This window comes from Shewanella sp. KCT (assembly GCF_007636505.1).
Lineage (GTDB): Bacteria > Pseudomonadota > Gammaproteobacteria > Enterobacterales > Shewanellaceae > Shewanella > Shewanella halotolerans.
This window is the reverse complement of sequence record NZ_LVDJ01000007.1, coordinates 102,060-121,721: the sequence shown is the minus strand read 5'-3', so window position 1 is coordinate 121,721 and position 19,662 is coordinate 102,060. Positions and strand designations below refer to the sequence as shown.

Below are 19,662 nucleotides of genomic sequence, written 5' to 3'. Positions count from 1 at the left end.
GTTACCTAACGGCTTATTATTAGCCGATTATCTTTCAATAAATAACCAGCAAGTGCAATATGTTAGGCAATAAAAAGCCCGGTTATTACCGGGCTTTTTGACGAAATGGCTAATGCCTATTCTTGTGGTGTCGAGTCGGCGACCTGAGTTTCGGCGCCCTTCTTCTCGCGCTTACTGAAGATACGCTCCACAATCACGAAGAAGATAGGGATAAAGAAGATCCCCAGGAAGGTCGAACTCATCATGCCGCCCAATACGCCGGTACCGATTGCGTTCTGGCTGCCCGAACCTACGCCCGAGCTGATGGCCAGCGGCACAACACCCAGACCGAAGGCCAACGAGGTCATCAGAATTGGACGCAGACGCACACGCACCGCGTGCAGGGTCGCTTCCACCAGACCCGCGCCCTTCTCGTAGAACTCTTTGGCGAATTCGACGATCAGGATGGCGTTCTTGGTCGCCAGACCTACGGTAGTCAACAGACCCACCTGGAAGAACACGTCGTTAGGCAGGCCACGACCATTCATCGCCAGCAAGGCGCCGATGATCCCCAGTGGTACCACCAAGATCACCGCGAACGGCACAGACCAGCTCTCATACAGGGCCGCCAATACCAGGAAGACCACCATGATAGACAGGGCATAAAGCGCCGGCGCCTGGTTACCCGAGAGACGTTCCTCGTATGACAGGCCGTTCCACTCGACGCCGAATCCTGGCGGTAGCTTGGCCACCATGGCCTCGATGTCGGCCATTGCCGCACCCGTACTATAACCTTGTGCCGTACCGCCCTGGATGTTCATCGCAGGCAGACCGTTGAAACGCTCTAGACGCGGCGAACCATATTCCCAAGTACCTGTGGCGAAGGCCGAGAAAGGTACCATCTCACCCTGGCTGTTACGCACATACCAGGTATCGAGGTCTTCCGGCTGCATACGGTACTGGGCATCACCCTGTACATAGACCTTCTTCACACGACCACGGTCGATGAAGTCGTTCACATAGCTACCACCCCAGGCAGTACCGAGCACGCTGTTGACCGCGTCGATATCGATACTCAGTGCGCGAAGCTTGGCGTGGTCGATATGGATGCGATACATAGGCGCATCTTCCTGACCGTTTGGACGCACGCCCACCAGGTTAGGATTTTGCGACGCCATGCCCAGCAGCATGTTACGGGCCTCGAGCAGCTTCTCATGGCCTTGGCCATTTCTGTCTTGCAGATAGAAATCGAAACCGTTTGCCGTACCCAGCTCGATCACCGCAGGCGGTACGAAGGCAAACACGAAGGCTTCCTTCATCTGCATGAACATGCCCATGGCACGTCCGGCGACCGATTTAACGTCTTGACCCGGGCCGGTGCGCTCAGACCAGTCTTTCATGCCAACGAAGGCCAGACCCATGTTTTGACCACTACCGGCGAAGCTGAAGCCAGATACGCTAAATACCGACTTGACGCTGTCGCCCGTCTCGTTGAGATAGAAGTCGGAGATCTTGCTCATCACCTTCTTGGTCGTCTCTTGGGTCGAGTTAGTCGGCAGGATCGCCTGAGTAAACAAGATACCCTGGTCTTCGTCCGGCAAGAAGGCGGTCGGCATGCGCATGAAGATCCAACCCACGGCTACCGTCAGGGCCACGTAGATCAACATGACGCGACCAGCGCGCTTGATCATCGCTGCCACGCCAGCCTCATAACGCGAGGTCATCTTGTCGAAGGTGCGGTTAAACCAACCGAAGAAACCCGTCTCGACCGCATGGTGGCCCTTGGCAATCGGCTTCAGCATGGTGGCACATAGGGCCGGCGTCAGGATGATCGCCACCAGCACAGAAAGCGCCATGGCCGATACGATAGTCACGGAGAACTGACGATAGATCACACCGGTCGAACCCGACATGAATGCCATAGGCACGAATACCGCCGACAGGGTCAGACCGATACCCACCAGGGCGCCGGTGATCTGGTCCATCGACTTCTTGGTGGCCTCTATCGGGCTCAAGCCGTCTTCGGACATCACACGTTCGACGTTCTCTACCACCACGATGGCGTCATCCACCAGCAGACCGATGGCCAATACCATGGCGAACATGGTCAGGGTGTTGATCGAGAAGCCGGTAGCCGACAGGATGGCGAAGGTCCCCAGCAGTACCACAGGTACCGCGATGGTCGGGATCAGGGTCGCACGGAAGTTCTGCAGGAAGAGGTACATGATCACAAACACCAGTACCACGGCTTCCAGCAGGGTATGCACTACGCCCTCGATCGATTTCTCAACGAAGGGGGTGGTGTCATAGGGATAAACCACTTCCAGCCCTTGCGGGAAGAAGGGCTTCATCTCATCGACCTTCTCACGCACGCGCTCGGCGGTCGCCAGGGCGTTAGCCCCCGTAGCCAGCTTGATCGCCAGACCGGCAGCCGGACGGCCGTTATAGAAGGACTCTACCGAATAGCTTTCCGACCCCAGTTCGACTCGGGCCACATCTTCCAGGTAAACCTTAGCGCCCGACGGATCGGACTTGATGATGATCTTTCTAAACTCTTCGGCGGTCTGTAGACGACTCTGAGCCGTTACCGTGGCGTTGAGTTCCTGACCCGCGATAGAGGGTGCACCACCTAATTGACCCGCTGATACCTGAGCGTTCTGCTCACGAATCGAGGCCATGATGTCCAGGCTGGTGAGGTTGTATTGGGTCAGCTTAAGCGGGTCTAGCCATATACGCATGGCGTACTGGGCACCGAACAGCTGGATCTCACCCACACCGGGCACGCGGCTCATAGGGTCTAAGATGTTAGATCCCACATAGTCGGAGATATCATTTTTCTCCAGCGAGCCATCCTGGGACACGAAGCCCAATACCATCAAGAAACCCGAGCTGGATTTGTTGACCTTAACCCCTTGCGCCTGCACCTCTTGCGGTAGCAGAGGCATCGCCAGTTGCAACTTGTTCTGCACCTGGACCTGGGCGATATCGGGATCGGCCTCGGCATTGAACGTCAGGGTGATCTGCGCGTTACCAAAGCTGTCACTGGTAGACGAGATGTAACGCAGATGGTCGATACCCGTCATGCGCTGCTCGATCACCTGGGTCACAGTGTCTTCCATGGTCTTGGCAGACGCACCCGGATAGATGGCGTTAATCACCACGGTCGGCGGCGCAATACTCGGGTACTGCGACACGGGAAGCTTCATGATAGAGAGCACCCCGGCCAACATAACAATAATTGCAATCACCCAGGCAAAGATAGGGCGATCGATGAAAAAACGAGCCATAACTTTACCTTACTTCTGTGGTTGCTTGTCTGATTGCATCTCGCTGAGTGGTTTACCCACCACAGGGGCGCCCGGACGTATCTTCTGTAATCCCTCGACAATCAGCTGATCGCCAGCCTTCAAGCCGCTGGTGATGCGCCACTGATGATCGATCACCTCGGCGGTCGTCACGACTCTTGGCTCAACCTTGCTCTCGGCGCCAATCACCATGGCAACGGCCTGACCCTTGGTATTACGGGTAACCGCCTTCTGCGGTACCAGAATCGCCTTAGGATCTGTACCCGCGTTCAATACGGCGCGCACATACATGCCAGGTAGCAAGACACCATCCGGGTTAGGAAATTCAGCCCTTAGGGTTACCGAGCCAGTGTTTTCATCGACACTCACCTCGGCGAATCTGAGAGACCCCATGTGCTCATATTCCGTGCCATCTTCCAGGATCAGACGTACATCGGCATTGTCAGCCGCCTGCAGTTGTCCCTGCTTAAGCTTGGCCTTGAGACGTAGCAGCTGAGCACTGGATTGGGCGATATCGACGTTGATAGGATCCAGCTGTTGAATCGTCGCCAGTGCGGCGCTCTGATTCGCTGTCACCAGGGCACCGGCAGTCACGGAAGATTTACCGATACGGCCCGAGATAGGCGCCTTCACCTGAGTGTATTCCAGGTTAATCTTAGCCGTGTTAATCGCCGCCTTGGCCACAGTCACGTTAGCCAGCGCCTCTTTGTAGAGGGCATCCGCCTCGTCGAAATCTTGTTGGCTGATGGCATCAGTCTTGATCAAGGCCTTATATCTGGCCGCCTTGGCCTTGGCAGACACCAGGCTGGCATTGGCACGGGCCAGATCGGCTTCGGCACTGACCAGCGCCGCCTTATAGGTCGATGAATCGATCTGATAGAGAGATTGGCCTTCGGTTACCTCACCACCCTCGACGAAGCCGCGCTCGGTGATGATACCCGACACCTGAGGACGCACCTCGGCCTCAAGATATGCCTTGCTGCGACCCGGTAGCTCAACCTGAATAGCCTGGGGCTGCTCGACAACCTGAACCACCCCAACCTCCATGCTTCTTGGGGCTGCTGCCGAATGACCTTGGTTCTCGTCCTGGCCACAACCTGTTATCCATAACGCCACACTAACTAACGAGGCAATTTTTACTATTTGCCGCATGAGAACTCCTAATCAAAGCCGCAACAAAAAACACCCATGCACGGGTAAGGCGCTATGGGGTATCTTGAGGAAGCAAAATTAAAAAAAGATTTAGAAACTATTTATCTCACACCTAGCCGAGGTCAACAAGAAGATGTGGGCAGAGATATTGTAAGTTAATGCAAATTTTTATTTTTAATCATGTTTTCTTGTTAAAAAACAGTTAAAAATTGCGTATTTCCACCCTATTTTAGCGTTTTTTGTGTCTAAAATGTGATCCCTGTCATTTAGGCATGATGAAAACTAACACCATAGGAAACATGAGGTTAATTTAGACCTATTCATAATTGTTCACATCTTTATTTGATCAGTTCATCTGTGCCGACAAGGCCATTCACATCTTGCGCCTATAGTCGCCTCATCAGCCAAACAACAGCTAGATGAGATGAAGATGATGAAGACCTTAACCCAGTTAAAATGCTCGATACTCCTTGGCAGCCTGTTAGCCACAAGTGGCGTCATGGCCGAAGCGCAAGACACCCAAGTCTTAGGCGGCAATATCACAGGCAAGCTGACCTTTGCCTCAGACTATGTCTTTCGTGGTGAATCAGAAACCATGGATGGCGATGTCCCTGTCGTGCAAGGCACACTGGGATGGGGAAACGATCAGGGTTGGTACGGCGGTGTATATGCCTCCAACATCAAGTTTGCCGATCCAAATCTTGAAATCGTCACCGCACCCTACATAGGTAAGGCGGGCACCTTCGGCGATTCTGGTATCACCTATGATGTCATGCTCTTCTCCTACCTCTACCCGGGCGCCTCATACTCTAACTACACAGAGTTATGGCTCAAGGTAGGTAAGCAGTTCGGCCGCACCAAGCTGCAACTGGAAGTGACCCCGACCGTCGATGACTGGTTTGGTGTCGATGGCTGGCAAGGCGTGAACTACGCCATCCATCCAAGCTACCAGTTCGACAATGGCATTAACCTGTCTGCCAGCGTCGGCTATCAAGATCTAGACGGTAACGGCGCCGAAGGCTGGGGCCACTGGAACCTGGGTGTCAGCAAAACCTTTGCCGGCCTGAGTTTCGATCTCAGATACCACGGCAGCACAGTGGATGAGAGCCACAAGGTTTACGGTACACAAACTAAGATTTTTGATGACCGAGTCGTTATCGGCGTCAGCAAGAGTTTCTAAGCACAGCAGTTTCCAATCTCTGCACGTCTTTGCCAGCCCTCGGGCTGGCTTTTTTGTATAGGGATATACTTATCCCCGGTGCTCAGGGATGAGCATGGAGGGGATTTGTACAAGGCCAAAAATATCCCCGGTGCTCAGGGATGAGCATAGAGGGGATTTGTATACGGCCAAAGATATTCCCGGTGTCCATGGCCTCTGATGTTCCTAACATTTTTTGGCATTCCCCCCATCCATGGGGGTCAGAATGCTTATCCCCGGTGTTTAGACGGAGCTAGGTTATATCCGGTTATCACCCACGCCACAGGCGAGGATACGGCTGATCTCCGCCAGAGAGCGGCCCGACTGCCCCTGCCATTCATTGAATACCTCCTGCACCTGGGTCAGGCCACGTTTAGAGGTAAAACCGGCATCGATCAGTTTGTGAGCCTGAAAATATCCCTTGATATCTTCGGTCAGCAGAAAGGTATCTTTGCCTATGGTGCGCAGAAAATAGGGGCCGGTATTGCCACCCAGTCGGCAGCCCAGGCGTTTCAACTCGGCCCAGAGTCCCACGATATTATCGCTGGGCCACCGAGCGATAAACTTGGCAAAGCTGCCGTGAGCGAGCTTAAAATCATGCACCATCAGGGCATTGTCATAAATCGCCATGGTCTTCTTCAGGTGGCGGATCAACTCGGGGTCGCTGGCACGCTGCTGGATCTGCTCAGGCGATAGCATCAAGATCTTGTGGGGCTCGAAGTTGAAGAAGGCCGCCTCGTAAGCCGGCCACTTGTTGTCGACGATGCGCCATACAAATCCCGATTGAAACACCTTCTTACTCAGCTCTGACAGCAACTCGGCATCCGTATACTCGGCAATCTGATCCTGGGATAACACCTCAGGCAGGCGAGCGGCCAAGCCTGTTTCGCCACCTTTGCGCTCACAGGCGCGCTGGTAAATACTGTCGAACGATTCTAATCGCGCCATAGTGTAAGCAGCTCCTTAAATGCTTGTTGAATACAGATTACGTGCCATGCAGCCATGTCGATCACCCGCCAAACGGCTCGAGACGACCCCAGCCAACTTTGACATATTGGTTACCATGAACAATAAATAACCCATATATGGGTTTATTTTTACAACATTAGTAAACAATAACCAGAGATGATTGCAATTGGCTTGCACTTAGACCGGTGAGAGGCCGTTGAGGTTAATTATGGACGCATCACAACTCTATCGTATGTTGGTCTTTGCCAGTGTGGTCGAGCAGGGCTCCTTGACCCGCGCCGCAGAGTCGCTCAACATTAGCCGCTCCATGGTGAGTCAACACCTAAAGAAACTGGAGCACAGATGCCAGTCGCGTCTTTTAAACAGAACCACCCGCAGCCTTTCGCTCACCCAGGAGGGCCAATCATTTTACCGTTACTGCGCGGAGCTACTCAAACTCGCCAAGCAGGCAGAAACCTCGCTGCAGCCAGCAGATGCGGAGCTGCAAGGCAGCATCACCCTCGCCGTCCCCCAGGCGCTAGGCGATGGAGTGATAGCCCCCATCATCAAGGTGTTTCACCAGCATTATCCCAAGGTGCATCTCTCCCTACTGATTCAGGACAGACAGCTGGACCTCACCGAGCATCAGATAGATGTAGCGATTCAGATAGGCGCCGCCAGTCAGCCCAGTGTCAACGAGACCAGGCTGGACCGCTTCGATGAGTATCTGGTAGCGAGCCCAGACTATGTTGCGCACCATGGCGCACTTGTGCATCCGGACAATCTCAGCCATCATCATTGGATAGGCCTGGCGGGCGACAGGCTCCCCAGACATTGGCAGTTTGAAAACAGCGAAGGCGAGCGTGTCCGCCTGCAGCTTAGCCCTTTCATCAACTGCAACAGCCTACAGGGAACCCTGAGCCTGGTGATGCAGGGGCTGGGCGTTGCCTTGCTGCCCTCCCCCTTGATAAGCCAGCACCTTGCCAATGGCCAGCTGGTACAGCTACTGCCAGACTATCATCTGGGACGAGGCGCCCTCTACCTAGTACATCCCTATCTTGAGGTGATTCCGCCAAGAGTCAGGGCACTTATCGAACTGCTGACCGAGCGACTCACACCGACGGCATAAAACGAGCTAAAAGCAGGCCAGATGCGGGATTTCGGACTAAGATTAGCTTATTGGTTCTGGGCAAATGGGAGGTGCATTTGATGGAACTCTTCTATCATCCCCTGTCACGATATTCCCAAAAAGTCTTGATCGCCCTCTACGAGAAACAGGCCAACTTCTATCCCAGGGTGATAGAGCTGAGCGATCCCTTTTCCCGCAACGAATTTAAGCAGCAGTATCCCTTGGGGAAATTACCCCTGCTCAAGACGCGCACCGGCGAGCTCTTGCCCGAATCCAGCATCATCATCGACTATGTAGACCATGAATTTGCCACCGGCACCCGGCTGCTGCCGCAGGATTACTCTCAGCGCCTACAGGTGCGCCTGTACGATCGTCTCATCGACAACGACCTGAACAATCCCCTCTATCTACTGGAACAGATGGATGCCCGCGAAGAGGACAATCCGATTAAGGCGAGACAGTTAGAGAAGGAGATCATGCTGCTACTGAATGAGTTGAACGACAAGTTGCAGCGGCATCACTGGCTCTGCGGCGATGCCTTTACCATGGCGGATTGCGCCCTGATCCCTTGCCTGATCCACGCCAGAAATCGCTTCAAGCTGTACCAGCTGGATCCCATCGATAGATACCTGAATCAGGCCAACACCCGAGGCGCCTGGATCCAGGTACAGGAAGAGATAGAACTCACCCGCGCCGCAGTGCAGGCCGGATTCCGCCCCATCCCCTAAAAAAGTTAAGCTGGCAGGTTGCGCTCTTTCTTCAGCGTGAGGAAGGCTTTCCACTTCTCGATTTCCGGCGGTAGGCAAGGTTCGGGACCTTCGAAGCCCGCCTCCTTGAGCATCTCCTTAATCGGTACCTGCTTGCGGTTGTTCACGAACACGCCGCGCACATGCACGATACAGTGAAGGGTGTCGCCGCTGACGAAGCGCTGCTCGACATAGAAGTATTTCTCGTCCCACCCCACCACTCGACTCTGAATGTCGAATTTACACAGGGGTTTAATGTCGCGAATATAGGTGAACTCGGCGGCGTTGACGATCGGCAACCACTTGAGTTTCAAGAAGCGTTTCAGCAGCCCCATCTCGGCCAACATGTAGGTACGGGCCAGATCCATCAGGGCGGGATAGCGGGAGTTAGTCAGGTGCAGGTTAATGTCGCAATCCAGCGGCAAGGCGCGATAGCTAATGGTACTCGTGCCCAGAAAATCGATACGACGACAATGGCGTACCCGCCAAAACATCAACCAAAACAAACGAAAATAGAGGTTCATCTCACCCGGCTCCCTTAAATGAAGGGCAAAGGCTACCAGAGGTCAGACCAGGTGACAAGCAAGATCGCGCCGAGGCAAGGGCTGTTGCCAGGGCGCGATGAATAGAGAGTAGAGGCTAATCCTTGAGGGTTAACAGATGCTCGGCATATAACTTAACGTCTTCCCAGTCGGTGTAATCGATCACCGCCTTAGGATCGGTTGGGCCGTCGGTAATCTTCATGATCAGCTGGATCATCCACCTGTCATACCAACGCCAGGAGGGGTAATCCACCTTGCCGGCAATCACCTTAACGTCCTTCGGCTTCCAGGGAGAGAGCTCGATAAACTTCTGCAGATACTTGTTGTTTTCGGGGATCCGTTTCTCGGGATTACGGGCCACCACGTTGACGCTGAAGAAGCTGTTGGGCTTAGCCGCCAGCTCTACCTGATAGCGGGTGACAAATTCGAACACAGACTTATGGTAGCTGCCATAGAGCACGCAGGCGCCCACGGCAACATAGTCGTATTTTTCCCAATCGATATGCTCAAACTCGCCAATACGCAGGGCGTCGCAACTATGCCCTTGAGTGTCCAAGTGCGCCGCCATCGCCTGGGCAATCTTGGCCGTATGACCACCGCGAGAATAGTAAACAATTAGTACTGAAGCCATAAGCGACTCATCTGTATCGGAAAAGAGAGCCACATTGTTGCAGCAAAGTGCGGGAGAAACCCCAAATTGGATCACAATTTAGTTAAGGTTTTTGTGAAATACACCACCAATTGGATATTTAACTCGGGGTAAAATAACTACAAAATCATGAGCAATCCTAAAAGGACACAGGTCGGCTCCCATTGAGTTACCCAGGCTGGCTGAGTATCATTGCTTTCACTTCCCCATTTAATTAGAATAATCTAATTAATAGAATACAAGAGAGTTGCCGTATGCAAAAAGATATTGATGTAGATGCAATGGTCACCAATGCCCAGAGCGCAGCCAAGTGGCTTAAGGCAATAGCCAATCCCTATAGATTGATGATCTTGTGCCAGCTACTCGACAATGAACTGAGCGTGACACAGCTAAATGAAAACGTGCCTCTGAGCCAGTCTGCGTTGTCACAACACCTGGCGGTATTGCGCGCCGAAGATCTAGTGGCGACCCGCAAGAGCTCACAGATCGTATACTACACACTGAAAAACGAACAGGTCACCGAGGTGATCTCAATTCTCTACAAGCGTTACTGCGTATAATTCCTGCGAAGATGAAAGCCTTTAACGCTCGCTAAAGGCTTTCGCAAACTCCTGCACCTTATCCCAATCGGTAAATTCATAGGTACCCGAGGTATCTGTGGGGCCCTTAGTGATCCACATGATGAAACGGATCATGAACTTATCGAAGAAACGGTACTTGGGATAATCGATCTTACCCGCAAAGACACCCAGCTGCTGAGGCTGCCACAGCGACAGCTGCAGAAACTTCTTCATGTAAGGGTTAGTCTCGGGCGTATTCTTCTCCGGCTTTCTCGCCACCACGTTCACGGTAAAGAAGGCGTTCTTCTTGCCGTTTAACACGGCTCTGTGACGGTTCACATACTGGAACAGTTCGGGTCTGTGTTTGCCGTAACGAATGCTCGCCCCTATGATGACCTTGTCAAAATAGGAGAGATTGACAGACTGGGCCTCTTCCAGGCTGACCATGGTCACCAGCTGAGTATCCGACTTGCACTGCTCGGCAATCTGATCACAGATGGCTTTCGTCTGACCGTCTACGGTCGAATAGATAATTAGGGTACGACTCATTAATTCTTCCAAAAAGTCGGTGTAAACAACACCAATAAGGTAAACACTTCCAATCGGCCGAATAGCATGGCCACCACCAACACCCACTTCTCGCCATCGCCAATGCTGGCATAGTTACTGGCCACCTCACCTAGCCCAGGCCCCAGGTTATTCAAACAGGCCGCAGTCGCGCTGAAGGCGGTGATATTATCCATGCCCAGCGCCATCAGGATCAACATGCAAACCACAAAAACGAGGGCGTAAGCAGAGAAGAAGCCCCATACCGCATCTATGATGCGATCCGGCAGCGCCTTACCATTGATACGGATGGAGAACATGCCCCTGGGGTGCACCAGGCGTTTCAATTCACGGGAGCCCTGCAGCAGCAGCAAGATCATCCGCATCACCTTGATGCCGCCGGCGGTAGAGCCGCCACAGCCACCGATGAAGCTGGAGAAGATCAGCAGCATAGGCAGGAACAGCGGCCACATATGGAAGCTTTCGGTACCGAAGCCCGCCGTGGTGGAGATAGAGACCGCCTGGAACAGGGCGAAGTCGAAAGTCTCCTCGGCACTGTCATAGATGCCGGTATGGTACAGGGTTGCGAAACAGATCAGCGTCAGCGCCAGCTGGATCACGATAAGCGCCTTAAATTCGGCGTCTCTCAGGTAGACCTTGAGGTTGATGCCGCGGCGGGTAAAGGCCGCAAAGTGCAGGCTGAAGTTCAGCGCCGCAATCAACAAAAACACCACACACACCATGTTGATCGCCGTGCTATCGAAATAGCCCATACTGGCATCATGGGTAGAGAAGCCGCCGATGGCGATGGTTGAGAAAGAGTGACAGATGGCATCGAACACATCCATGCCGGCGACCCAGTAGGCGAAGGCACAGGCGATGGTCAGCGCCAGATAGATATACCAGAGCGCCTTGGCGGTCTCCGCGATTCGCGGCGTCATCTTACTGTCTTTCACCGGCCCGGGGATCTCCGCACGGTAGAGCTGCATCCCCCCAATCCCGAGCACGGGCAGAATGGCTACCGCCAGGACGATGATCCCCATGCCGCCGAGCCACTGCAATAGGTGGCGATAGAAGAGGATCGCCTTGGGCAGGCTATCGAGCCCCACCAGCACGGTCGCCCCTGTAGTGGTGAGCGCCGAGAAGGACTCAAAGAAGCTGTCGGTGAGCGAGAGGTCCGGCTGACTGGAGAAGATAAAAGGCACGGCACCTATGGAGCCCAGCACGCCCCAGAAGAGCACCACCAGCATGAAGCCCTCTCGGGTACGCAGGTCCTTCTTGTGGCGCCTGTTGGGATACCAGAGCACGAAGCCGAGTAACAAGCTGAGGAAGAAGGCCTGCAGAAAGGCGGTGCCCCCGCCATCTTTGTAGATCACGGCAACCAGCGCTGGCGGCAGAAGCGACAAAGAAAACAGCCCCATGAGTAGGCCTGTAATTCTTATAATGGTTCTATATTGCATTAGGGCGTTTTTATTATTCCGTTAGCGAAGACGCACTGGCGCATTCTCGCATAGTTTATCCCGGCAGTTGTATAAAATTTATTGGCGCTTTGTAACCTGAGGCAAAAAGCCCTTTGCGAACATGTTAGCCCACTCTCGCTTCCGCTTGGGCATCAGTCAGAAAACTCCGCCTTGAGGCGTCCCTGACTCAGGGTCGCGAGTTCCTGATTGAAACGCCTCTGAGTCGCCTTGGGCATCTCGAAGCTCAGGCTCACCCTGTCGGTAAACACCTTATCGACAACCAACCCCTCACAGAGCTCAAGAAAGTGCTCCACATCTTTGAGCTGATGATAGTCGCACGCCAGTCGCCCCGGATAACGGATCTGCTTTATCTCGGTCTCCAGCTGCGCCAGCCCCTGTTTGATGCCAGAGCTATAGGCGCGCACCAGGCCACCAACACCTAACTTAGTACCACCAAAATAGCGCACCACGACGGCGCCTATCTCACCAATTTCGGCACCTTGCAGGCTGGCCAGCATGGGACGCCCGGCGCTGCCGGACGGCTCACCATCATCACTGCTGCCCATGGCCACATTGTTGTCCGGTGCACCGGCGATAAAAGCGTAGCAATAGTGATTAGCCCCCGGATACTCGGCCTTAACGTTAGTAAGCGCACACTTCAGCGCATCTTCAGATGGACAGTGAAATAGAAAAGAGATAAAGCGACTATGCTTTATCTCTTCCTCTATAGTGACCGGCTTGACCGGAATGGGATAACTCTCGCTCAAAAACGCCTTACCTGTTAACCGTGCAGACCCAGATCGCGAGTCATATTCTCGTTGTGATCGCTATGGACGATCACATTGTCTTCGATACGAATACCACCGAAGGGGCGCACCTGATCCACCATCCGCCAGTTAACCCAATCGGCGCGACCATCCTGTTTCAGCTCATTGAGCAGGCTGTCGATGATGTAAAGCCCTGGCTCTATGGTCAGCACCTGGTTCGCCGCCAAGGTGCGAGTACAACGCAGGAAGGGATGCGCCTCCGGCGGCGCGATATGGGTGCCGCGCTCGTCGTGGAGGAAGCCGCCCATATCATGTACCTGTAGGCCCAACATATGCCCCAGACCATGGGGGAAGAAGGCGCTGGTGATACCCTGCTCTATTAGCCCCTGTGGATCGCCTTGCACCAGCTTGAAGTCCAGCAGCAGCTGCGCCAGCTTCTGGTGCGTCGCCAGATGCAGATCCACATACTTCACGCCCGGACGCATCATCTCTATGATGGCCAGCTGTAACTTGTCCATGGCGGCGATCAGATCGCCGAACAGGTTCTTCTCGAAAGCATAGGTACGGGTAATGTCCGAGGCATAGCCATGGAAGCTACCACCGGCATCGATAAGAAACGAGAGTCGCTGCTTGGGCGACACATGCTCCAGCGCCGTGTAGTGCAAGATTGAGGCGTTTTGATTCAGTGCGATGATGTTGCCGTAGGGCACATCGTTCTCGCCCATATCGGTCGCAGCCAGATAAGCTTGCTGGATCTCAAACTCGCTCGCGCCCGCATAGAAGGCACTCTTGGCCGCCACATGACCCCGCACACCGATCTCACTCGCCCGGCGCATGCAGGCCAACTCATAGGCAGTCTTGCTGGCTCTGTGATAATGCAGGTAGCTCATCACCGCCTCGGGGTTACGGCTACCGAAGCCCAGCACATCGGCGACATCCAGATGCTCGCCAATATAGGCCCACTCCTGCAACTTGCCCGGCAGCAGATCTGCCACCTTATCGGCCTTGGTCAGCACCTTGATCTCTATCTCGGTCGTCCAAAAATCCTCTGGAAGATCGGCTACCTTATGCCAAAAATCCACCGGACGATAGAAGATGAGTTGCGGCTTGTCGCGGCCATTGACGATCAGCCAGCAGTGGGGATTATCGATAACCGGAAGCCAGGCCTTGAAGTGCGGATTGACCTTAAAGGGGTAATCCAGATCATCGAGAAACTGACGATGGGGCTGACCCGAATGAATCACTAAGCCGGCCAACTGCTCTCTTGCGGTGATCTCGGCAACGCGCCGGTTCAGTTCAATAATATGGGCGGGATAGAGGGTGGCTAAGTTTTCCATAATAAGCTTCCTGTTATTCTTCTGTGGCCCTAGGTTGCACCCCATTCTTTTGGATGAAAAACGCGATCCCGAGGCCCTATTTTTAGCACAGCGACTATGATCTAGTGAGTCTAACATAAGGGCAAAAATCCCCCTAATCGAACAAAATTAAACAAGTGTTTAAATTGGGTGTTGAAATTTATCTGATTTAGACGCACACTGAGCAGCAACTGGTCAAATGATGGCCTGCTGTAAGATAGAGATTTTTACCTACGCTATAAGATTCTAATAGTGGGTGGCGCTCTTTAAGCAATAAGGAAGCAAGCAATGATCTACCAAAGTCCTACGATTCAAGTGGAATTACTTGAAGACAATATCGCTCGGCTCTGTTTTAACGCCGAGGGCTCAGTCAATAAGTTTGATCGAGAAACCCTCAACTCCCTTAACGACGCACTCGATGCCCTAGCACAAACCCAAGGGGTTAAGGGCCTGATGCTCACCTCAGGCAAAGATGCCTTTATCGTAGGCGCCGACATCACAGAATTCCTGGGACTTTTTGCACAAGACGACAGCGTGCTACAGGGCTGGCTGGAAGATGCCAACAAGGTGTTTAACAAGCTCGAAGATCTGCCCTTCCCAACCATCTCGGCCATCAAGGGCTTCGCCCTGGGCGGCGGCTGCGAAACCATCCTAGCCACTGACCTGCGTATCGCCGACACCTCGGCGCGCATCGGCCTGCCAGAGACTAAGCTGGGCATCATCCCTGGCTTTGGCGGTACTGTGCGACTACCTCGCGTGATAGGTGCCGACAACGCACTTGAGTGGATCACCACAGGTAAAGATCAGCGCCCAGAAGCCGCCCTCAAGGTTGGCGCCATCGACGCCGTAGTTGCTCCAGAATTGCTGGAAACGGCGGCGCGCCAGATGCTGCAAGATGCCATCAGCGAGAAGATTGACTGGCAAGCCCGTCGTCAGCGCAAGCTGTCGCCGCTGACCCTGCCTAAGCTGGAAGCCATGATGTCATTTGCCACCGCCAAGGGCATGGTATTCAAGGTTGCCGGTAAACACTATCCTGCACCTATGGCTGTTGTCGAAGTGATCGAGAAGGCGGCTACCAGCGAGCGCGTCGAGGCACTACAGGTAGAACATCAGGCCTTCATCAAGCTGGCCAAGACAGACGTAGCCAAGGCGCTTATCGGTATCTTCCTTAACGACCAACTAGTTAAAGGCAAGGCCAAGAAGGCTGCCAAACAGGCACAAGCGGTTAACTCCGCCGCCGTGCTGGGCGCAGGCATCATGGGTGGCGGTATCGCCTACCAGAGCGCCAGCAAGGGCACGCCTATCGTAATGAAAGATATCAATCAGGCGGCACTGGATCTTGGTCTCAACGAGGCAGCCAAGCTGCTCACGGCGCAGATCAATCGTGGTCGCTCGACACCGGCCAAGATGGCGGACGTGCTCAACAACATCACGGCAACTCTGGACTACAACGCGCTCAAGCAAGCCGATGTCGTGGTCGAAGCCGTGGTAGAACATCCTAAGGTGAAGGCGACCGTACTGGCAGAAGTCGAACAGGTCGTGGGCGAAGATGCCATCATAACCTCTAACACCTCCACCATCTCAATCAATCTGCTGGCCAAGAGCCTGCAGAAACCAGAGCGCTTCTGTGGCATGCACTTCTTCAACCCGGTACACAAGATGCCACTGGTTGAGGTCATTCGCGGCGAGCATAGCTCAGAAGAGACTGTTGCCTCTGTCGTGGCTTACGCCGCCAAGATGGGCAAGACGCCTATCGTGGTCAACGACTGCCCGGGCTTCTTTGTTAACCGTGTACTCTTCCCCTACTTCGCCGGTTTCAGCGGCCTGCTAGAAGATGGCGCAGACTTTGCTGCCATCGACAAGGTGATGGAAAAGCAGTTCGGTTGGCCTATGGGCCCCGCCTATCTACTTGACGTAGTTGGTCTGGACACGGGTCATCACGCCCAGGCCGTGATGGCCGAAGGCTTCCCTGACAGAATGGCGAAAGAAGGCAAAGACGCCATCGACGTCATGTTTGAGGCCGAACGTTTCGGTCAAAAGAATGGAAAAGGCTTCTACCAATATTCGGTGGATCGTCGCGGCAAGCCGAAGAAAGAGGTCGACCCGCGCAGCTATGAGCTACTGGGCAACGCCTTCGGTGAGCAGAAGGAGTTCAGCAGCGACGAGATCATCGCCCGCACAATGATCCCTATGATCATCGAAACGGTTCGTTGTCTGGAAGAAGGCATCATAGCCACGCCAGCCGAAGCCGATATGGGACTCGTTTATGGACTCGGTTTCCCTCCATTCAGAGGAGGTGTGTTCCGCTACCTGGACACCTTAGGTGTCGCTAACTTCGTCGCCCTTGCTGACCAGTACGCCCACCTGGGTGGCCTGTATCAGGTAACCGACAAGATGCGTGAACTGGCTGCCACCAACGGCAGTTACTACCCAGCCTAATCACCCGGAAGGAATAGAATAATGAAACAAGCAGTTATTGTAGATTGCATCCGTACTCCCATGGGCCGCTCTAAGGCTGGGGTATTCAGAAACGTGCGCGCCGAGTCGCTCTCTGCCGAGCTGATGAAGGCCCTGTTGGTTCGCAATCCTCAACTCGATCCTAATACCATTGAAGACGTGATCTGGGGTTGTGTACAACAGACGCTGGAACAGGGCTTCAACATCGCACGTAACGCAGCGCTACTGGCGGGCATTCCGAAGCAGGCCGGAGCGGTGACGGTAAACCGTCTATGTGGGTCTTCCATGGAAGCCATTCATCAGGCGGCTCGTGCTATCATGACTGGCATGGGCGATACCTTTATCGTCGGCGGTGTCGAACACATGGGCCACGTGCCGATGAACCATGGGGTCGACTTCCACCCAGGCCTGGCCACCAATGTTGCCAAGGCCTCGGGCATGATGGGCCTCACCGCCGAGATGCTTGGTAAGATGCACGGAATCACACGCCAACAGCAAGATGAGTTTGCGGTACGTTCACACCAACGTGCCCACGCGGCAACAGTCGAAGGCCGCTTTGCCAACGAGATCCATGCTATCGAGGGTCATGACGCCAACGGCGCACTGATCAAGGTAATGCATGATGAGGTGATTCGTCCTGAGACCTCGCTGGAGTCGCTGGCGACCCTGCGTCCGGTATTCGACCCAGCCAACGGTACTGTTACCGCTGGCACCTCTTCGGCACTGTCTGACGGCGCCTCGGCCATGTTGGTCATGGAAGAAGAGAAAGCCAAGGCCTTAGGTCTGCCAATCCGCGCACGTATCCGCTCTATGGCGGTTGCTGGTTGTGACGCCGCCATCATGGGCTATGGTCCAGTACCGGCCACCCAGAAGGCGTTGCAACGCGCAGGTCTCACCATGAACGACATCGACCTTATCGAGCTCAACGAGGCCTTCGCCGCGCAGTCATTGCCATGTGTGAAAGACCTTGGCTTAATGGATCTGGTGGATGAGAAGGTGAACCTCAACGGCGGCGCTATCGCCCTGGGTCATCCACTGGGCTGCTCGGGCGCACGTATCTCGACTACGCTGATCAACCTGATGGAAAGCAAAGATGCGACCCTAGGTCTGGCGACCATGTGTATCGGTCTGGGCCAAGGCATAGCAACCGTATTCGAACGCGCCTAACGCGTCCCTTACCGTTTTGCCTAAGAAAAGGAGCGACCCAGTCGCTCCTTTTTTGTTTCACGTGAAACACCAAGACCACACTTTCCTCAGTAGGCCTTTTACGCCTCAAGCGACTAATACCAATCACAGTAAGTAGATGGTCAGAAATAGCGCAGGGAAAACGCGTGAGAACAAGGCAGGATTTTTAGATAAGTAGTTATTCTACAATCAAAAATACTAACGCCGTTATCGCGCATTTTAACAAGCTAGAATGAACAGCTATTTACTACGATTGGTATAAGATAGTTTCTGGCTTTAACTTCGTAACCACTGCTGTAATATCAACATCAGGCGCTTGATTTAAGATGGAGGCATATGGACATTATTCGGTTGATAGATAAGCCTGAGGCCATAGGCCAAGTGGCCAGCTGGTATCATGAGGAATGGGGTCACCTGGGGCCGAATCGCAGCCAAGCGGAGTTGACCCACACCCTGAGCCAATATCTGCAATTAGACGCCATTCCCCAACTCTGGGTAGCCTTGCATAACAATGTTCCCATCGGCGCCATCCAGCTCAGATATCAGGAAAACCCTCAATATTCTGCCGATAGCGTCTGGCTCGGCGGCCTCTATGTAAGCCCCTCTCATCGAGGTCTGGGCATAGCCACAGCATTAATAACCGTTGCCGAACAATATGCCTTAGCCTTCGACGCAGATAGTCTCTATCTGCAAACGGAAGCCAAAAACCTCGCCCTCTATCACAGCTTAGGCTGGCAGCTTGTCGCTACACTTCCCTACTCAGACCTATTGTTCAGCGTGATGCGTAAATCCTTAGAAAGAGAGAATCATGACACCCGCAACTAAGATGCTCGATAAGGCCAAGATCCCCTATCGTCTCCATGAATATCAACACGACGCCAATGCCGGTGCCTATGGACTGGAGGCGGCAGAGAAACTTCAGCTGCCACTGGATTGGGTCTTTAAGACCCTGGTCGCCGAACTCGATAATGGCACCCTGGTGGTGGCCATCATCCCGGTAGACAAGAAGCTCAACCTGAAACAACTGGCGAAGGCGGCGAAAGCCAAGAAGGCTGCCATGGCCGCGCCGGAAAAGGTGCAGCGCAGCACGGGATATGTGTTAGGAGGCGTTAGCCCTATTGGGCAGAAGAAACGACTTGCCACCTTTATCGACGAGAGCGCCCAGCAGCTAGCGCAGATCTATGTCAGTGGTGGGCGCCGAGGCCTGGATATAGAACTCACCCCTGCGGATCTGCAAGATGTTACTCAGGCGCGTTTCGCCTCTTTGGTATAATCCAGGGTGTTTCACGTGAAACGTCCTTTATAGGATCACAAATCCAGGGGGCGCGACTTGGCTTAAACGCCCGGCTAGCGTAATATTAGCCCCCTCGATTTTATCCGGTCTCACTTCAATTAAGGTTTACGATATGAGCGACCCTTTTGCACAAGCACAACACCAACTCGACGCCCTGGGACTACGTTGTCCCGAGCCTGTAATGATGGTGAGAAAATCGGTGCGCAAGATGAACGAGGGAGAGACCCTGCTGATCATCGCCGACGACCCGGCGACCACACGTGACATTCCCAGCTTCTGTGAGTTTATGGATCACACCCTGATCGCCAGCCAGACCGAGTCGACACCTTATCAATATCTGATCAAGAAGGGTCTCTAATCCAACTAGAGTTCCACCGATTAAGGCAGTAG

At 53.8% G+C, this 19,662-nt stretch carries 18 protein-coding genes; 9 read left to right on the top strand and 9 right to left on the bottom strand.

What is annotated here, in order from left to right; all coding sequences use genetic code 11:
* Positions 1 to 116 precede the first annotated feature (116 nt).
* Positions 117 to 3,266: an efflux RND transporter permease subunit gene (locus AYI87_RS11855; protein ID WP_144202317.1), complete on the bottom strand. Its 3,150-nt coding sequence runs from the start codon at positions 3,264 to 3,266 to the stop codon at positions 117 to 119.
* 9 nt (positions 3,267 to 3,275) lie between these two features.
* The gene (locus AYI87_RS11850) at positions 3,276 to 4,436 is read right to left on the bottom strand and encodes an efflux RND transporter periplasmic adaptor subunit (RefSeq protein WP_144202315.1); all 1,161 of its coding nucleotides are present in this window, start codon (positions 4,434 to 4,436) and stop codon (positions 3,276 to 3,278) included.
* A 424-nt stretch (positions 4,437 to 4,860) separates the two neighbouring features.
* Between AYI87_RS11850 and AYI87_RS11845 the strand changes: the two genes are divergently transcribed.
* Positions 4,861 to 5,616: a TorF family putative porin gene (locus AYI87_RS11845; RefSeq protein ID WP_144202313.1), complete on the top strand. Its 756-nt coding sequence runs from the start codon at positions 4,861 to 4,863 to the stop codon at positions 5,614 to 5,616.
* A 276-nt stretch (positions 5,617 to 5,892) separates the two neighbouring features.
* Here the strand turns inward: AYI87_RS11845 and AYI87_RS11840 are convergent, their stop codons facing one another.
* A complete protein-coding gene (locus AYI87_RS11840) occupies positions 5,893 to 6,582 on the bottom strand; it encodes a DNA-3-methyladenine glycosylase I (RefSeq protein WP_144202311.1) in 690 nt (229 codons plus the stop codon).
* A 229-nt stretch (positions 6,583 to 6,811) separates the two neighbouring features.
* Between AYI87_RS11840 and AYI87_RS11835 the strand changes: the two genes are divergently transcribed.
* Both AYI87_RS11835 and AYI87_RS11830 read left to right on the top strand, forming a co-directional pair.
* A complete protein-coding gene (locus AYI87_RS11835; RefSeq protein ID WP_144202309.1) occupies positions 6,812 to 7,711 on the top strand; it encodes a LysR family transcriptional regulator in 900 nt (299 codons plus the stop codon).
* Positions 7,712 to 7,791: 80 nt separating this feature from the next.
* Positions 7,792 to 8,439: a glutathione S-transferase family protein gene (locus AYI87_RS11830; protein WP_144202307.1), complete on the top strand. Its 648-nt coding sequence runs from the start codon at positions 7,792 to 7,794 to the stop codon at positions 8,437 to 8,439.
* A 5-nt stretch (positions 8,440 to 8,444) separates the two neighbouring features.
* Here the strand turns inward: AYI87_RS11830 and AYI87_RS11825 are convergent, their stop codons facing one another.
* Positions 8,445 to 8,981, bottom strand: a complete 537-nt coding sequence (locus AYI87_RS11825) for a thioesterase family protein (RefSeq protein ID WP_144202305.1) — start codon at positions 8,979 to 8,981, stop codon at positions 8,445 to 8,447.
* 115 nt (positions 8,982 to 9,096) lie between these two features.
* Positions 9,097 to 9,630 carry a menaquinone-dependent protoporphyrinogen IX dehydrogenase gene (gene hemG / locus AYI87_RS11820; RefSeq protein WP_144202303.1) on the bottom strand — a complete coding sequence of 178 codons (534 nt, stop codon included), beginning with the start codon at positions 9,628 to 9,630 and terminating at the stop codon, positions 9,097 to 9,099.
* A 272-nt stretch (positions 9,631 to 9,902) separates the two neighbouring features.
* Between hemG (AYI87_RS11820) and AYI87_RS11815 the strand changes: the two genes are divergently transcribed.
* Complete coding sequence (locus tag AYI87_RS11815; protein WP_011863834.1) at positions 9,903 to 10,208, top strand: ArsR/SmtB family transcription factor; 306 nt, start codon at positions 9,903 to 9,905, stop codon at positions 10,206 to 10,208.
* Positions 10,209 to 10,229: 21 nt separating this feature from the next.
* Here AYI87_RS11815 and hemG (AYI87_RS11810) read toward each other — a convergent pair whose 3' ends face one another.
* From hemG (AYI87_RS11810) to pepQ, 4 genes are all read right to left on the bottom strand, one after another.
* Complete coding sequence (gene hemG, locus AYI87_RS11810) at positions 10,230 to 10,757, bottom strand: menaquinone-dependent protoporphyrinogen IX dehydrogenase (RefSeq protein WP_144202301.1); 528 nt, start codon at positions 10,755 to 10,757, stop codon at positions 10,230 to 10,232.
* On the bottom strand, positions 10,757 to 12,214 hold the full coding sequence (locus AYI87_RS11805; protein WP_011863832.1) for a TrkH family potassium uptake protein: 1,458 nt from the start codon (positions 12,212 to 12,214) through the stop codon (positions 10,757 to 10,759). The genes hemG (AYI87_RS11810) and AYI87_RS11805 overlap by 1 nt, the downstream gene beginning before the upstream one ends.
* A 152-nt stretch (positions 12,215 to 12,366) precedes the next feature.
* Positions 12,367 to 12,981: a YigZ family protein gene (locus tag AYI87_RS11800; RefSeq protein ID WP_144202299.1), complete on the bottom strand. Its 615-nt coding sequence runs from the start codon at positions 12,979 to 12,981 to the stop codon at positions 12,367 to 12,369.
* Between the two features lie 14 nt (positions 12,982 to 12,995).
* Positions 12,996 to 14,318, bottom strand: coding sequence for a Xaa-Pro dipeptidase (pepQ, locus tag AYI87_RS11795; RefSeq protein ID WP_144202297.1), 1,323 nt, complete (start codon positions 14,316 to 14,318; stop codon positions 12,996 to 12,998).
* 306 nt (positions 14,319 to 14,624) lie between these two features.
* Between pepQ and fadB the strand changes: the two genes are divergently transcribed.
* The 5 genes from fadB (at position 14,625) to tusA (ending at position 19,630) form a co-directional block, all read left to right on the top strand.
* Positions 14,625 to 16,775, top strand: a complete 2,151-nt coding sequence (gene fadB / locus AYI87_RS11790; RefSeq protein ID WP_144202295.1) for a fatty acid oxidation complex subunit alpha FadB — start codon at positions 14,625 to 14,627, stop codon at positions 16,773 to 16,775.
* Between the two features lie 21 nt (positions 16,776 to 16,796).
* Positions 16,797 to 17,960: an acetyl-CoA C-acyltransferase FadA gene (fadA, locus tag AYI87_RS11785; RefSeq protein WP_144202293.1), complete on the top strand. Its 1,164-nt coding sequence runs from the start codon at positions 16,797 to 16,799 to the stop codon at positions 17,958 to 17,960.
* 354 nt (positions 17,961 to 18,314) lie between these two features.
* Positions 18,315 to 18,803, top strand: a complete 489-nt coding sequence (locus tag AYI87_RS11780; protein WP_144202291.1) for a GNAT family N-acetyltransferase — start codon at positions 18,315 to 18,317, stop codon at positions 18,801 to 18,803.
* A complete protein-coding gene (gene ybaK / locus AYI87_RS11775) occupies positions 18,787 to 19,251 on the top strand; it encodes a Cys-tRNA(Pro) deacylase (RefSeq protein ID WP_144202289.1) in 465 nt (154 codons plus the stop codon). The genes AYI87_RS11780 and ybaK overlap by 17 nt, the downstream gene beginning before the upstream one ends.
* Before the next feature lie 133 nt (positions 19,252 to 19,384).
* The gene (gene tusA / locus AYI87_RS11770; RefSeq protein ID WP_011863825.1) at positions 19,385 to 19,630 is read left to right on the top strand and encodes a sulfurtransferase TusA; all 246 of its coding nucleotides are present in this window, start codon (positions 19,385 to 19,387) and stop codon (positions 19,628 to 19,630) included.
* Positions 19,631 to 19,662 lie beyond the last annotated feature (32 nt).